This is a genomic window from Bradyrhizobium quebecense, from assembly GCF_013373795.3.
GTDB classification, from domain to species: Bacteria; Pseudomonadota; Alphaproteobacteria; order Rhizobiales; family Xanthobacteraceae; genus Bradyrhizobium; species Bradyrhizobium quebecense.
This window is the reverse complement of the sequence record NZ_CP088022.1, coordinates 1,487,943-1,501,945: the sequence shown is the minus strand read 5'-3', so window position 1 is coordinate 1,501,945 and position 14,003 is coordinate 1,487,943. Positions and strand designations below refer to the sequence as shown.

The following is a 14,003-nucleotide window of genomic DNA, read 5'->3' as shown; positions in this document are numbered from 1 at the left end:
GTATCAACCTTGCTCCGGCGCCAGCGCACCCAACAGGATAACGGCCGCCGCGGTAGCAGCGCCTGCATGCGTAAGCCGTTCGGCGAGCTCTGCGATCGTGGTGCGGACAAGCCGCTCGTCGGCATGGCCGAGCGACTCCGCCAACAGTGCAGGCGTCTCGGGAGCGAGGCCATGCGCGATCAGCCTTGCGGCCAAGGCCGGGAAGGTGCGCCGGCCCATATAGACGACGGTGGTCGCCTCGGGATCGGCCAGCGCCCCCCAATTCAAATCCGCGGGCAACTCGCCCGTGACATCGGCGCCGGTCACGAACTGGACGCGGCGCGAGGTCAGCCGCCGCGTCAGCGGAATGCCGGCCTGCGCCGCGGCAACCGAGGCCGAGGTCACGCCGGGAATGATCTCGTAGCCGATGCCGGCCGCGCGCAACGCCTCGATCTCCTCCTCGAGCCGTCCAAAGATGCCGGCGTCACCGGATTTCAGCCGCACCACGCGCACGCCGGCCGCCGCGTAGTCGACCAGTAGCCGGCTGACATGATGTTGCTTCGCCGAGAGGCGGCCGGCGCGTTTGCCAACCGCGACGAGATTGGCGCCGGAGCGCGCGAGATCAAGGATCGCGCCCGAGGCGAGGTCATCATAGAGCACCACGTCGGCCTCACGCAGCCGCGCGGCTCCCTTCATGGTCAGGAGTTCGGGATCGCCGGGGCCGGCCGACACGAAGGAAACGAATCCGCTCACCGGTCCTCCGCAATCAGATGGAAGAATGTACCCGTTGCGTTGCGCCGCCGCGATCCGGTCTCCGCAACGATCGAGCCGGTCGCATCGCGCACCACCGCAAGCGGCATGTCGGGTTGTGCGATGATCGTCGAATAGTGAAATTCGTGGCCGCGCAGACGTGCACCCGGACCATGCCCGGGCATCGCAGCAGCAAGCTCGGCGAGCCGGTAGCCCAGGTGCATGCGCCGCTTGGCATAGCTGGTCTCAAGGCCGAGCAAGCTCGCCATCTCATGGCGCACGCCTTCGGCATCGATCAACCCGGCGCCCAGCACCATGTAGCCCCCGCACTCACCGTGCACCGGCTTCGTCTCCGCAAAGGCACGCAGCTGCCCAAGAAACCGCTTGTTGGAGGCAAGCCGGGCGGCATGCAGTTCGGGATAACCGCCGGGCAGCCAGCACACATCGGCGTCCGCGTCGGGAGCTTCGTCGGCAAGTGGCGAGAACGTCACGATCTCGGCGCCGGCCGCGCACCAGGCTTCCAGCATATGCGGGTAGACAAAGGAGAACGCGGCGTCGCGCGCGAGCGCAATGCGCTGACCCGGCGGCGTGATGTAGAGGCTCCGCACCGCCGATTGCGGCGACCAGGCGCGCGCCGATTTCAGCACGGCGTCGAGATCGACATGCTCGACAACGAAGCGTGCGGCCTCGTCGATCAGAGCGTCGATCTCGGCCTGCTCTTCGGCCTGCACCAGGCCGAGATGCCGCTTCGGCAAGGCGATCTCGGCGTGTCGGGGCAGCGCCCCCAACACCGGAATGCCCGTGCCCGCCATGGCGCTGCGCACCAGCGCTTCGTGCCGCGCACTGGCGACGCGGTTGAGCACGACGCCCGCAAGCCGCACGCCGGGCCGAAAATCGCGCAATCCCGCCGCGACCGCCGCCGCCGTCTGTGCCTGGCCGGAGGGGTCGATCACCAGCAGCACCGGCCATCCCATCATCTCGGCAATATCGGCGGTGGCGCCGGTACCCGAGACGCCGCGCGTCGCGACGCCGTCGAACAGTCCCATCGAGCCTTCGGCCAGTACGAGATCGGCATCCGCACCACGGCCTGCCAGATGCGCGATCGCCTCGCGCGTCATCGCCCAGCTATCGATGTTGACAGACGCGCGTCCCGTCGCGACCGCGTGAAAGGCAGGATCGATGTAATCAGGCCCACTCTTGAGGCATTGCACCCTCACGCCGCGATTGCGATAGGCGCGCGCCAGCGCCAGGGTCAGCGTCGTCTTGCCGACGCCGGATGCCGGTGCCGAGATCACGAGCCCCGCGGTCATCGCGATGATTCCGGAAAGCGCGGCTCCGGCCCCACCGGCCGGTAGCGGCGGTCATAGTCGGCCGCATAGAGGCGGCTCTCGGCGAATTCGCCGGCACCGAGCGTCTTGCCGACCAGGATGAGCGCAGTGCGTTCGAGCTCGGGTCCGACCGCGGCATCGAGGGTCGCAAGCGTGGCGCGCACGATGCGCTGCTGCGGCCAGCTCGCGCGCCAGACGATCGCCACCGGACAATCCGCGCCATAGTGCGGCGTGAGCTCGGCTATGACCTTGTCCAGCAGATGGATCGAGAGATGGATCGCGAGCACCGCACCGGTCGCGGCAAAGGCCGCCAGCGTCTCGCCATCAGGCATCGCGCTGGCCCTACCCGGCGTGCGCGTCAGCACCACCGACTGTGCAAGGCCGGGCAGCGTCAGCTCGGACTCCAGAGCCGCCGCGGCCGCCGCGAAAGCCGGTACGCCTGGCGTGACCGAATAGGGAATCTGCAATGCGCGCAACCGGCGCAACTGCTCGCCCATCGCCGACCAGATCGAGAGATCGCCCGAATGCAGCCGCGCGACGTCCTTGCCCTCGGCATGCGCCGCGGCGATCTCGGCGATGATCTCGTCGAGCGAGAGCGGCGCCGTGTTGACGATGCGCGCATCCTTCGGGCAATGCGCCAGCACGCCCTCGGGGACCAACGATCCGGCGTAAAGACAAACCGGGCAAGCAGCGATGAGATCGCGGCCCCGCAGGGTCAAGAGATCGGCGGCGCCCGGCCCCGCGCCGATGAAATGCACCGTCATTCGCCGTCTCCTTCTGCGATCGCCGCAGTGGCCATCTGATCCTGCGACACGGCCCTGACCGAAATCAGGCGCGCGCCGCGCCCAGCGGCTGCGACTGCGGCTGCTTCGGCCACCGAACCCGTCCCGAACCTGGCCCTGACGAATTCGGATTGTGTCGCGGTTTGCATCTCAGCCAACATCTCGGCGGGAATGCCCCGGATCGGCAACCCCAGTTCCTGTGCCAGTGCTCGCAATGCCACAGCATCGGCCTTGTCACTCACCGTCGCAACCGCCGCAAGGCCTTCTGGACCGCCGGCCGCGTCGAGCGCTTCGCGCAACGACGCGACACTGGCATTGCTCCTGAACCCCAAGCCCGCGACCCTCATCGGACCGCGCTCCATTGCACGATCGGCCGCGCGGCTTTCCAGGAGCGATACCGCCCCAACGGCTCGGCCTGCGCGATCTCCAGGCGCATCAATTCGCCGCCGTGACGCTGATGCAGATCGGAAAGCAGAGCCTCGGTCTCCAGAGTCACCGCATGCGCGAGCAGACGCGTTCCCGGCGCGATGCGCGACCAGATCGCATCGAACATATCAGCATCGAGGCCGCCGCCGACGAACACTGCATCGGGCACCTCAAGGCTCGACAAAGCACCGGGGGCTTTGCCCTCGATGACGGTGATCCGGTGCGTCAAGCCGAAGCTCGCCGCGTTGCTGCGGATGTTGGCGGCGCGATCGCGGCGGGCCTCGACGGCGATCGCCGTCCCGCCGCAAAGCGCCCATTCGATCGAGATCGAGCCCGAGCCGGCGCCAATGTCCCATAGCTGCTCACCCGGCCGCGGCGAAAGCGCCGACAGCGCAAGCGCGCGGACGGGCCGCTTGGTCAGTTGCCCGTCATGCACAAAGAGTGCGTCGGGAAGACCCGAGCTACGCGCGATCCCCTGCGTTCCCCTCGCCTCCAGCGCAACAGCGACCAGGCTGTCGCTTGAGTCGCCCGCATAGCTGTCAGCGCGATGCTGCGCGATGGACTCACGCGGTCCGCCAAGCGCCGAAAGCGTCCACACCGCCGACGGCCCCCAGCCGCGCTCCGTGAGCCAGCGCGCGAGATCGGAAGCCGCGCTGCCGTCGCGCACCAGGCAAATGATCCGTGCACAGCGCGCCAGATGCTGCAGCAGCCGTTCGAACGGTGCGGCATGAAGGCCGAGACAGATGACATTCTCGAGCCGCCAGCCCAAACGTGCCGCCGCCAGCGAGAACGTCGACGGCGCGGAATGCGCGACCCACTCGCCTAGCTGCAATTTCCCGACGAGGCTTCCGCCGACGCCATGCCAGAACGGATCGCCCGAGGCGAGCACAACAGTCGGTCGCCCGCGGCATTCAAGCACGATCTCCGCATCGAACGGCACCGGCCAGACGCTGCCGCGCTCGGCGATTCCGGCCAGCGCCAGATGCCTTTCGCCGCCGAACACCGTTTCGGCTTCACCAAGCGCCTTTCGGCTTGCGTCGGAGAGGCCGGCAAGGCCATCTTCGCCGATGCCGATGATGGTCAACCAGGGACTACCCATGATGCGCGCCCTGATCCTGGGCGGAACGGCCGACGCCAATTTGCTTGCCGCTGCGATGCCCCGCGCGGGGATCGACGCGGTCTATTCCTATGGCGGGCGCACCGCCGCTCCAGCGGAACAACCTCTGCCGACCCGGATCGGCGGGTTCGGCGGAGCCAACGGTCTTGCCGATTATCTGCATCGCGAGGGCATCACGCATGTGATCGACGCGACGCATCCGTTCGCGGCCGAGATGAGCCGCAACGCGATCGCCGCCTGCGCGCAAACCGCGACGCCGCTGCTCGCGCTCGAACGCGCGCCGTGGAAAAAGACATCCGGCGACCGCTGGATCGAGGTCGCGGACGTCGTCTCGGCGGTCGCGGCGTTGCCTGATAGCCGCGCCAACGTGTTCCTCGCGATCGGCCGCCAGCACATCGCGCCGTTCGGCAGCCGGCCGCAGCATTCCTATACGTTGCGTTTCGTCGATCCGCCGGAGGAGACGCTGCCGTTGCCCGGTGCCGACGTCATCGTCTCGCGCGGCCCGTTCACGCTCGAGAGCGAGCTCGCGCTGATGCGTGCGCGCTCCATCGCGTGGATCGTCGCCCGCAATTCCGGCGGAGGTGGCGCGCGCGCCAAGATCGATGCCGCCCGCGCGCTCGACCTTCCCGTCATCATGATCACGCGGCCGCCGCTGCCCGAGAGGCCGCGGGTCGAAAGCGTGAGCGAGGTGATGCAATGGCTCGGTCATCGAACCTGCCTCGGCGCATAGACCCAGCGGCCGACCCGCCGCGTTGTCGAATTGCAGACGATCACAAGCGTCCGCATGTCGGCCATCTCGGGCCGCGCGTCGCGCAATTTGACCGTCTCGATCCGCTGCTCGGGTGTGCTGACGGCGCGCGCGAACACCATGATCCGCTCGCCGCAGCCCGCTTCTTTCAAAATCTCGAGCGTCCGCGCAAAGCCATCAGCGCGGCTCGCCGAGCGCGGATTGTACATCGCGATCGCGAAATCGGCTTCGGCCGCGAGCCGCAGGCGCTGCTCGATCAGCGGCCAGGGCTTGAGATTGTCGGAGAGGTTGATCGCGCAAAAATCATGACCGAGCGGCGCGCCGGCACTGGCGGCTGCCGCCAGCATCGCCGTCACACCGGGCAGAACGCGGATCGGCAGGTCGTGCCATTGCGGCGCGTCCTCGAGCGCTTCGAACACGGCGGATGCCATCGCGAAGACCCCGGGGTCACCCGAGGACACCACGACGACCTGCCGCCCTTCGGCCGCAAGCCACAGCGCCTCACGGGCGCGCTGCAGCTCCACGCGATTGTCCGAAGGATGCAGCGTGAGCCCTTCGCGCGGCGGCACGCGCGTCACATACGGCGCGTAGCCGACGATATCGGTCGCAATTGCGAGCGCAGCGGAGACCTCCGGCGTGATCAGCGCTTCGTCGCCCGGCCCAAGTCCCGCGATGGTCAGCGTGCCGGTCATTGCGCCGCCTCCCTGCGCCGCCCCAGCCCGTGCACCAGCACGATCGCAAAATACGGACAGTCTGCCTCGCCGAGATCGGCGAGCCGTGCGACGCGCTGATCGGGCATGGTGCCGCGTTCGACGAGCCATGCATCGTCGAGGCGGCCCACGGACGCGAGCGCGCGGCGGATCTTCGCTAGATTGCGGCCGGTCTTCATGACGATGAGCGCATCGGAGCTGCGCATCCGCTGCGCGAGCTCAGCCTCAGGCAGCGTGCCCATCAGCACGGTGGTCACATCGTCGGCGAGCGCGATCGGCTGGCCGACCGCATTCCAGCAACCGACCATGCCGGGAATGCCGGCGATCACCTCGATCTCGACGCGTCCCTGCAGCCGCTCATGCAGATGCATGAACGAGCCGTAGAAATAGGGATCGCCCTCGCAGAGCACGACGACGTCGATCGCGCGCGCGAGCCGCGCCAGACGCTCGGTCCATTCGTCGTAGAAGGCCGCGAGCAGCCGCGCGTATTCGGGACTGTCAAAACCGATCTCCGTGGTGACCGGATATTCCATCGGATATTCGCTGACGTCGGCGGCGAGCATGCCGTCGACGATGCGCCGCGCCTGCCCGAGCTGTCCCTTCTTACGAAAATAAGCGACATGCTTTGCGGTACGCACCATGCGGTCGGCGCGCACGCTCATCAGGTCCGGATCGCCTGGGCCAAGCCCGCAACAGATGATGCGTCCCATCGCTATTCGCTCCGGCTCGCCAGCGCATTGACGGCGGCGACCGTGATCGCCGAACCACCGAGACGTCCCTCGACCGTCAGCGCCGGCACCGGCGGCGCAGCCATCAATGCCGCCTTGGACTCGGCGGCACCGACGAAGCCGACCGGACAGCCGATGATCGCCGCCGGCCGTGGACACTCGGCGTTCTCCAGCATGTTGAGCAGATGAAACAGCGCCGTCGGCGCGTTGCCGATCGCGACGATGGCGCCGGCCAGATGCGGCCGCCACAGTTCGAGCGCCGCCGCGGACCGCGTGTTGTGCATCGATTGCGCGAGTTCGGCAACCTTGACATCACCGAGCGTGCAGATCACGGCGTTGCCGGCCGGCAGCCGTGCGCGCGTGATGCCCTCCGACACCATCCGCGCATCGCAGAGAATCGGCGCGCCGTTCTGCAAGGCTGCCCGTGCCCGCCCAGCCATGCCGGGCGTGAAGCGGACATGCGCTTCCAGGCCCACCATGCCCGCCGCATGGATCATGCGCACGACCACCGGCTCCTCGTCTGATGTAAAGCGCGCAAGGTCGGCCTCCGACCGGATCGTCGCAAAGGACTGGCGATAGATCGCCGCACCATCGGTCTCATAGACGTGCGGCATCAATGGCCTCCCATCAGCACGGAGGGATTCGCGATGAGGTCCGAACGGGTCAGCCCTCGCAGGACTGGCGCGTCCCGCGTGGTGCCGTCGCGGATGAGGTCAAAGCCCTCGCGTGACGCAACCAGGGTGACGTCAGCCGAACCGGAATGGGCACAGCCCTTGGCGCAGCCGGACACGTGAAGCCGGGCATCCGCCGGGACAAAGGATGCAAGCGCCGATGCCAATGCACGCGTGTCGGCATGCGCCTCACGACAGCGCGGCGCGCCGCTGCAAGCGATCATGCGGAGCGCCGGATCATTGGGATCAGTGACGAGATCCGCGCCGCGGGGCATCTCATGCATCCCCTCCGCCAGCACCATCCGCCACGGCGTCATGCGGAGAGCCTGCGCGCACCCGGCGAGATGGCTGAGCATCTGCCGCGGCATTTGTCCAAAGGCGACGCCGACCATCGCACCAGTCGGATAGAGGCCGGGCACAGGGGCCGCCGATCGAGCCACCGGCTCGGCATCGCCGCGAAGCAATTCGGGAAGGCTCGCTCCACCGGCCAGGTGAGCCACCATCCGCCGCTTCTCACCCTTGGCTCCGCCGGAGATGACAAACCATTCGGCTATCGCGAGTCCGATATCCACCGCCTCTCCGCGCGAGACAGAGCGACCGTACCGTGCGCCATCGGCACGCACCAGCAGTCCGCCATTGCGATCGCGCTCGATCCTGATATCCGCAGACGCGCCGGCCAGCACCCGCTCGCTGCCGTCATCGATTGCGAAGCCGAACTTGGTCGGAAGACCGAGCGACGCGCTGGCGAGCGCCCGCTCAAGCTCGGCCGCGAGCGAAGGCGTGTCGTCATCGGCGGTCCAGAACGGCGTCACCAGAACGTTGCGCTGCGCCTCGGTATCCGAATCTGTGTCCAGCAATCCGAGCTCGGCGAGCCCATCGATCAAGGCGGGATAACCCTCATCGCTGACGCCGCGGATCTGGAGATTGGCGCGGCTGGTCAGATCGATCAGGCCGTTGCCGTATCGCGCAGCCAGATCGGCGATTCCTGCCGCCTGCGCAGCGTCCAGCCGCCCGCCGCGCGGACGGATGCGCACCACGAGGCCATCGCCCGACTGCATCGGCCGCAGCGCGCCGGGACACCAGCCCTTGATCGCGACCGCGCTCATGAGGCCTCCTGCAGCGCAGCTGCAATCGAATTGCGCCGCGTCTGCCAGAGCGACGCGTCGTGCAGCCGGATGAAGCAGGTTTCGATCGCAGCCAGCGCAGCCGGATTCTCGCGCGCCATGAAGGCGCGAACGTCGTCATTGCCGAGCGTCGCGTCGTAATAGAGGTCGAACAGGTGCGGCGGCACTGCACCAGCGAGATGCGCGAACGCCGCCATGTGCTCCAGGGTCGCCGATATTTCGGCGGCGCCGCGGAAGCCGTGGCGCATCATGCCAGTGATCCACGCGGGATTGGCGGCGCGCGCCCGCACCACAAGCGAGATTTCTTCGGTCAAGGAACGGGCATGCGGCTGATCCGGCCGCGTCGCATCGAGGTGATAGAGCGACGGGACCTTTGCGCCGAGCCGCCGCGCCGCGGCGGCGATGCCGGCCTCATGCGCGGCATAGTCCGCCGCCAGCAACAAGTCTGTCTCCGGCAAGTCCTGGGTGTGGACGAAGCTGTCGGCAGAGGCGAGCCGTGCCTCGATGCCCGCGCGGTCGGGCCTGATCTCGCCATCGGATGCAATGGCCCAGGACGATGCCGACAGCCAGGCTTCGCCGGCCGCGTCGCGCGCCTCCTCCGTGAAGACGTCCGGGACAGACGCGATGCCGGCGCCATAATGTCCGGGGCGAGGCCCGAACACGCGCGAGACGCGCTGCCGGTAAGGATTCTCGTCGCTCTCCTCGTTGCGTTCGGACAACGCCTCGGTCGCAGCTTCGAACAACTGCGCAAGACCGGAGAAGACGTCGCGAAACAGCCCCGACACGCGCAGCGTCACGTCGATGCGCGGACGGCCGAGTTCCGCCGGCGCGATGATGTCGTAGCCCGACACCCTGCCCGACCCATGATCCCAGCGCGGCGCGATCCCGGCGAGATGCAGCGCCATCGCAAAGTCCTCGCCGGCGGTGCGCATCGTCGAGGAGCCCCAGAGATCGACGACCAGCCCTTTCGGCCAGTCGCCGTGATCCTGCAAATGACGGCGCAGCAGCTCTTCGGCGAGCTTCACGCCTTGCGCATGCGCGGACGGCGTCGGCACCGCGCGCGGATCGACCGCAAACAAATTGCGTCCGGTCGGCAGCACGTCGCTCCGCCCGCGATAGGGCGAGCCCGACGGCCCCGACGCAACACGCCGACCCGCGAGCGCATCGCGCAGCGCTGCCCTCTCCGCCTCTCCGCAAGCGCCCTGCCCGAACACATGAAGCCCGTCGCCGAACTGGCTTTCCTTGAGATCGCAGACGAAACGATCGATCTGGGGAATGGCCTCGGCTGCGGAGACTGACGCCGCGAGACCGAGATCGTCCTCCAGCCCGGCGATGCGCGCTTCCTCGCGAATCGCGGCAATCAGGCGCTGCCGCCGCGCCGGATCGAGGCCGTCCGCAGTCGAATATTCATCGAGCAAACGCTCGAGCCTGCGCAAGCCCTCCGGCACCGCCGCCTGCGCCAGCGGTGGCGGCAGATGGCCGATCATCACGGCACCGATCCGGCGCTTGGCCTGCGCGGCCTCGCCGGGGTCGTTGACGATGAAGGGATAGACAACCGGCAGATCGCCGATCAGCGCTTCCGGCCAGCATGCGGATGACAGCGCAACCGACTTGCCGGGCAGCCATTCCAGCGTTCCATGCGCGCCCATGTGGACGACGGCATCGATGCCCTGCTGCCTGAGCCACAGATAGAACGCGACATAGGCATGGCGCGGCGTGCGCGAGAGATCGTGATAGTCGGCATCGCGCTGACCGACCTCACCGCGTTCCGGCTGAACCGCGATGATCGACTTGCCGCACCGGATCGCCGCGAAATGAAACGCGCCGTCGCGGCAGTCGGAATCATCCTCCGGCGCGCCCCATGCACGCGAAAGATCGTCCTGGAGCTGCTGCGGGAGGCTGGAGATCGCTGCGCGATATTCGGCCACGTCCCATGTCAGCTTCCGGTGCAAAAGCGCGTCTCCCAGCGGCCCCACCGGCTCAAGGTCAAAGCCTGCGGCCGCAAGATCGGTCAGCAACAGCTCCAGCGAGGCAAGCGCATCAAGACCAACGGCATGCGCTATCTGATGCGGACGACCGGGATAGTTCGAGAGTACGAGCGCGAGCTGCTTCTCTTGCGCCGGCTTGCCGGCAAGCCGATGCCAGGCTGCTACGTGCGCGGCGACCGCTGCGACGCGCTCGGCATCCGGCTGATGCGCAAGATGCGCGAACTGCAGATCGGGATCGCGCTCGCCTGGCGACTTGAAGCTCACGACGCCCGTGAACAGGCGGCCGTCGACCTCCGGCAACACCACATGCATCGCGAGATCGCCGGGCGACAGGCCGCGCAGCGACACGGCCCAATCCTCGCGCCGCGCCGTGGACAGAGCGACCTGGAACACCGGGCACGATACGGCATCGAACGGCGTCGTACCGTCGTCACCCGCCGCGGAGAACGCGGTCACATTGACGATGGCGGCCGGGCTGCATTGCGCGAACTGAACGCGCAGCCAATCGGCCACCCCCGCCGCCTTCAACGAGGTGACGAACACGCCGTGGGCATCGAATCCCTTTTCGCGCAAAGCCTCGATCAACGCATCGACCGGCGCCGTGTCGCCGGCCGCCAGATAGGAGCGATAAAAGGTCACCAGCACAAGCGGTCGGCCATCCGATGCCGGCAGCGCCGCGACGGCACCGCGCCGCGAATCGTAGACGCCGATCTCGGGAAGATCGATCTCGCCGACGACAGGCCCGGCATAGAGGCCGGACGCCAGCGCCAGTTGCGCGATCACGGCCTGCGCGGCAACGGGGCCGCCCTTGTCGCACAGCACCTTCAGGCGGCGCAGCGTCGAGACCGGCAAGGTCGAGAATTCATCCAGCCGCAGATCGTCGCGACCATCCGCCGGCAGCACGACCAGGGCGATGCCGCGCTCCTTCGCCAACCGATGCACCGCGGCCAGCCCGTATGACCAATAGGGTTCGCCGCCGATCAGCCGCACCAGGATGCCGCGTGCCTGCGACAGTGTCCGCTCGATATAGGTATCGACCGACAGCGGGTGGCGCAGCTCCGCGAGATTGGCGAGCCGCAGCGACGGCAGCGCGGCGCGGCCCCGCCGCCAGCCGGCCGCGAACGCGGCGAGATCGCTGTCGGAAAACGACAGCACCACGAGATCGGCCGGATCCTGGCCGAGGTCCCTTGGCGTCGCGGTCTCCTCAAGGCCGCGGCTCTCGCGGAAGACGACGTGCATCAGACACCTAGTCGCGCCCGGATCGCGGCCTCATCGACATCGCTGTGTTCGCCGATCACGACGAGCTTCGACTGCCGGGCCCGCGCGCCCCAGGGCATGTCGAATTGATGCCTCACCCGCTCGCCGACCGATTGCACCAGCAACCGCATCGGCTTGCCTTCGACCGCGATATAGCCCTTGGCCCGCAGCACGTTCTGCTCGCGTGCCAGCCCCTTGATCGACGCGATCAGCGCATCGACGTCTGAAATCTCCGGAAGATCGATCACCACGGAATTGAAGTCGTTGTGCTCGTGGTCGTCCTCACCATCATGGTGGGACGGCCGCGACGCGAGGTCGTCCTCTGCCGCCGCTTCAAGACCGAGGATCACGCGGGCGTCGATCGCGCCGTCGACGATGGGCAACATCGGCACCTCGCGCGGCATCTCGGCCGCGATCACCGCCTTGGCCGCTTTGATCCCCTCGGCTCCGGCGAGATCGGCCTTGGTCAGCAGCACGATATCGGCACAGGCGATCTGGTCCTCGAACACTTCGGACAGCGGCGTCTCGTGATCGAGATTGTCGTCGGCCGCGCGCTGCGCATCCACCGCGGCGGGATCGGGCGCAAAACGGCCGGCGGCAACAGCCTCGGCGTCGGCCAGCGCGATCACGCCGTCGACCGTGATTCGCGAACGAATCTCCGGCCAGTCGAACGCCTTCAACAACGGCTTCGGCAGCGCGAGGCCGGACGTCTCGATCACGATGTGATCGGGCCTCACAGGGCGCGCGAGCAATTGCTCCATCGCCGGGATGAAATCGTCGGCGACGGTGCAGCAGATGCAGCCATTGGCGAGCTCGACGATGTTCTCGGTCGGGCAATTGGCGTCGGCGCAGGACTTCAGGATCTCGCCGTCGACGCCTTCGCTGCCGAATTCGTTCACCAGCACCGCGAGCTTCTTGCCGTTGGCATTCCGGATCAGATGCTGGATCAGCGTCGTCTTGCCGGACCCGAGAAAGCCGGTCACGACGGTGACCGGAACCTTGGCGAGCGTCATCATTCTGCGGCCTCCGGCACGACGGCGATGGGTGGAATGCGGGCAAGCGATTGCTTGCGAAAGATTTCCGGGCGGCTGCGCCACGGCACGATGCCGTCAGGCGCGGCGGCATAGGCAGAGGCGCCGGCGATCACATCCCTGGCATGATCAGCCGACAGGCGGCCGTAGACATAGGACCATCGCCCCGGCGCGCTGAGCGCGACCGAGCAGCCTTGGCTGCAGGCCGACAGGCATTCGACCGGAACCAGATTGACGTCGTCGGGCACGCCGGCCTCAACAAGCGCGGCATGCAGGCGCGCACCGGGCGCGGGCTCGCCTTCGGCCAGCGTCTGGCCTGCGCGACAGGTGATACAGACATGAAGTGTAACGCTCATCGCCCTTCCTGGATTGACTGCGGGAAGCGATGAGGCACACGAACCTGACGTGAACAGGTTCGTTCCCCGTCGCGGAACACCCCGTCCGCCGGTCTCAAACACACTGCGTCGGCAGGTCTCCCGGCTTGCGGAGTAGGATTTCTCCCGTGATGCCCACCTTCCCGACTCCATCAGGGAATCAGTGGCTTGGGCATCTCTCCGGTCACGGTCGCGGGGGCGGCTGCGCTTCGGGCAAACCTCGCGGTCCGAGCCCTATCGCATTCCCTCTTCGCCTGTCGTAGGACAGGAACCAACGCGGGGTCACCATTCGTCCTGGCCTCGCACTTGTCAAGCCGAAGGAACGTGATGATTTCTGATGGAAACGACGCTGACGATCGCGACGTCGGCACCGACCCTTCGCTGGATGCGCGGCATGCGGCCAAAATGGCGAAAAAGAAGGTCGCCCGCGACAAGATCATGGCGACCAAAAGCAGTGAAAAGGGCCTGATCATCGTTCATACCGGCGCCGGCAAAGGAAAATCCTCCTCCGCCTTCGGTATGATCGTGCGCTGCGTGGCGCACGGCTTTCCCTGCGCCGTGGTGCAATTCATCAAGGGCGCCTGGGATACCGGCGAGCGCCGGCTGCTCACCGGGCATTTCGGCGATCTCTGTCAATTCCACGCGATGGGCGAAGGCTTTACCTGGGAGACGCAGGACCGCGCCCGCGACATCGCGGCAGCGCAGGCCGGCTGGGAAAAAGCCAAGCAGCTGATCGCGGATCCGAGCCTGCGGATGGTGGTGCTCGACGAGATCAACATCGCGCTCCGTTACGATTATCTGGCGATCGCCGATGTCGTCGAGTTCCTGACCACGTCGAAGCCGCCGATGACCCATGTCGTGCTCACCGGGCGTAACGCCAAGGAGGAGCTGATCGAGATCGCCGACCTCGTCACCGAGATGACATTGGTGAAACATCCGTTCCGCTCCGGCATCAAGGCCCAGCCGGGCGTCGAGTTCTGACGGACATCA

At 67.4% G+C, this 14,003-nt stretch carries 14 protein-coding genes and 1 riboswitch; of the genes, 2 read left to right on the top strand and 12 right to left on the bottom strand.

Annotation, left to right across the window (positions count from 1 at the left end):
• Nucleotides 1-3: 3 nt before the first annotated feature.
• The 5 genes from cobA to cbiE are packed head-to-tail and all read right to left on the bottom strand — an operon-like array spanning nt 4 to nt 4,364.
• Nucleotides 4-732, bottom strand: a complete 729-nt coding sequence (cobA, locus tag HU230_RS06975; RefSeq protein WP_176532328.1) for a uroporphyrinogen-III C-methyltransferase — start codon at nt 730-732, stop codon at nt 4-6.
• Nucleotides 729-2,039, bottom strand: coding sequence for a cobyrinic acid a,c-diamide synthase CobB (locus tag HU230_RS06970; protein WP_176532329.1), 1,311 nt, complete (start codon nt 2,037-2,039; stop codon nt 729-731). The genes cobA and HU230_RS06970 overlap by 4 nt, the downstream gene beginning before the upstream one ends.
• Nucleotides 2,036-2,821, bottom strand: a complete 786-nt coding sequence (gene cobM, locus HU230_RS06965; protein WP_176532330.1) for a precorrin-4 C(11)-methyltransferase — start codon at nt 2,819-2,821, stop codon at nt 2,036-2,038. The genes HU230_RS06970 and cobM overlap by 4 nt, the downstream gene beginning before the upstream one ends.
• The gene (locus tag HU230_RS06960; RefSeq protein ID WP_176532331.1) at nt 2,818-3,186 is read right to left on the bottom strand and encodes a cobalamin biosynthesis protein; all 369 of its coding nucleotides are present in this window, start codon (nt 3,184-3,186) and stop codon (nt 2,818-2,820) included. Before HU230_RS06960 ends, cobM begins: the two co-directional genes overlap by 4 nt.
• The gene (gene cbiE, locus HU230_RS06955) at nt 3,183-4,364 is read right to left on the bottom strand and encodes a precorrin-6y C5,15-methyltransferase (decarboxylating) subunit CbiE (protein WP_176532332.1); all 1,182 of its coding nucleotides are present in this window, start codon (nt 4,362-4,364) and stop codon (nt 3,183-3,185) included. The genes HU230_RS06960 and cbiE overlap by 4 nt, the downstream gene beginning before the upstream one ends.
• Here cbiE and HU230_RS06950 point away from each other — a divergent pair.
• Entirely contained in the window at nt 4,363-5,112 is a 750-nt protein-coding gene (locus HU230_RS06950; protein ID WP_176532333.1) for a cobalt-precorrin-6A reductase, read from the top strand. The two genes, cbiE and HU230_RS06950, sit on opposite strands and share 2 nt — an antisense overlap.
• Here the strand turns inward: HU230_RS06950 and cobJ are convergent.
• The 7 genes from cobJ to HU230_RS06915 are packed head-to-tail and all read right to left on the bottom strand — an operon-like array spanning nt 5,088 to nt 12,995.
• Complete coding sequence (gene cobJ / locus HU230_RS06945; protein WP_176532334.1) at nt 5,088-5,822, bottom strand: precorrin-3B C(17)-methyltransferase; 735 nt, start codon at nt 5,820-5,822, stop codon at nt 5,088-5,090. The genes HU230_RS06950 and cobJ overlap by 25 nt on opposite strands.
• A complete protein-coding gene (locus tag HU230_RS06940) occupies nt 5,819-6,550 on the bottom strand; it encodes a precorrin-2 C(20)-methyltransferase (RefSeq protein WP_176532335.1) in 732 nt (243 codons plus the stop codon). Before HU230_RS06940 ends, cobJ begins: the two co-directional genes overlap by 4 nt.
• Nucleotides 6,551-6,552: 2 nt before the next feature.
• Entirely contained in the window at nt 6,553-7,182 is a 630-nt protein-coding gene (locus HU230_RS06935; protein WP_176532336.1) for a precorrin-8X methylmutase, read from the bottom strand.
• Nucleotides 7,182-8,345, bottom strand: a complete 1,164-nt coding sequence (gene cobG / locus HU230_RS06930; RefSeq protein ID WP_176532337.1) for a precorrin-3B synthase — start codon at nt 8,343-8,345, stop codon at nt 7,182-7,184. Before cobG ends, HU230_RS06935 begins: the two co-directional genes overlap by 1 nt.
• Nucleotides 8,342-11,590, bottom strand: coding sequence for a cobaltochelatase subunit CobN (cobN, locus tag HU230_RS06925; RefSeq protein WP_176532338.1), 3,249 nt, complete (start codon nt 11,588-11,590; stop codon nt 8,342-8,344). Before cobN ends, cobG begins: the two co-directional genes overlap by 4 nt.
• The gene (gene cobW, locus HU230_RS06920; RefSeq protein WP_176532339.1) at nt 11,590-12,624 is read right to left on the bottom strand and encodes a cobalamin biosynthesis protein CobW; all 1,035 of its coding nucleotides are present in this window, start codon (nt 12,622-12,624) and stop codon (nt 11,590-11,592) included. The genes cobN and cobW overlap by 1 nt, the downstream gene beginning before the upstream one ends.
• Nucleotides 12,621-12,995 carry a DUF1636 family protein gene (locus HU230_RS06915; protein WP_176532340.1) on the bottom strand — a complete coding sequence of 125 codons (375 nt, stop codon included), beginning with the start codon at nt 12,993-12,995 and terminating at the stop codon, nt 12,621-12,623. Before HU230_RS06915 ends, cobW begins: the two co-directional genes overlap by 4 nt.
• Before the next feature lie 93 nt (nt 12,996-13,088).
• Nucleotides 13,089-13,304, bottom strand: a riboswitch (cobalamin riboswitch).
• Nucleotides 13,305-13,340: 36 nt separating this feature from the next.
• Between HU230_RS06915 and cobO the strand changes: the two genes are divergently transcribed.
• The gene (gene cobO / locus HU230_RS06910; RefSeq protein WP_176532341.1) at nt 13,341-13,994 is read left to right on the top strand and encodes a cob(I)yrinic acid a,c-diamide adenosyltransferase; all 654 of its coding nucleotides are present in this window, start codon (nt 13,341-13,343) and stop codon (nt 13,992-13,994) included.
• The last annotated feature ends 9 nt before the right edge of the window (nt 13,995-14,003 follow it).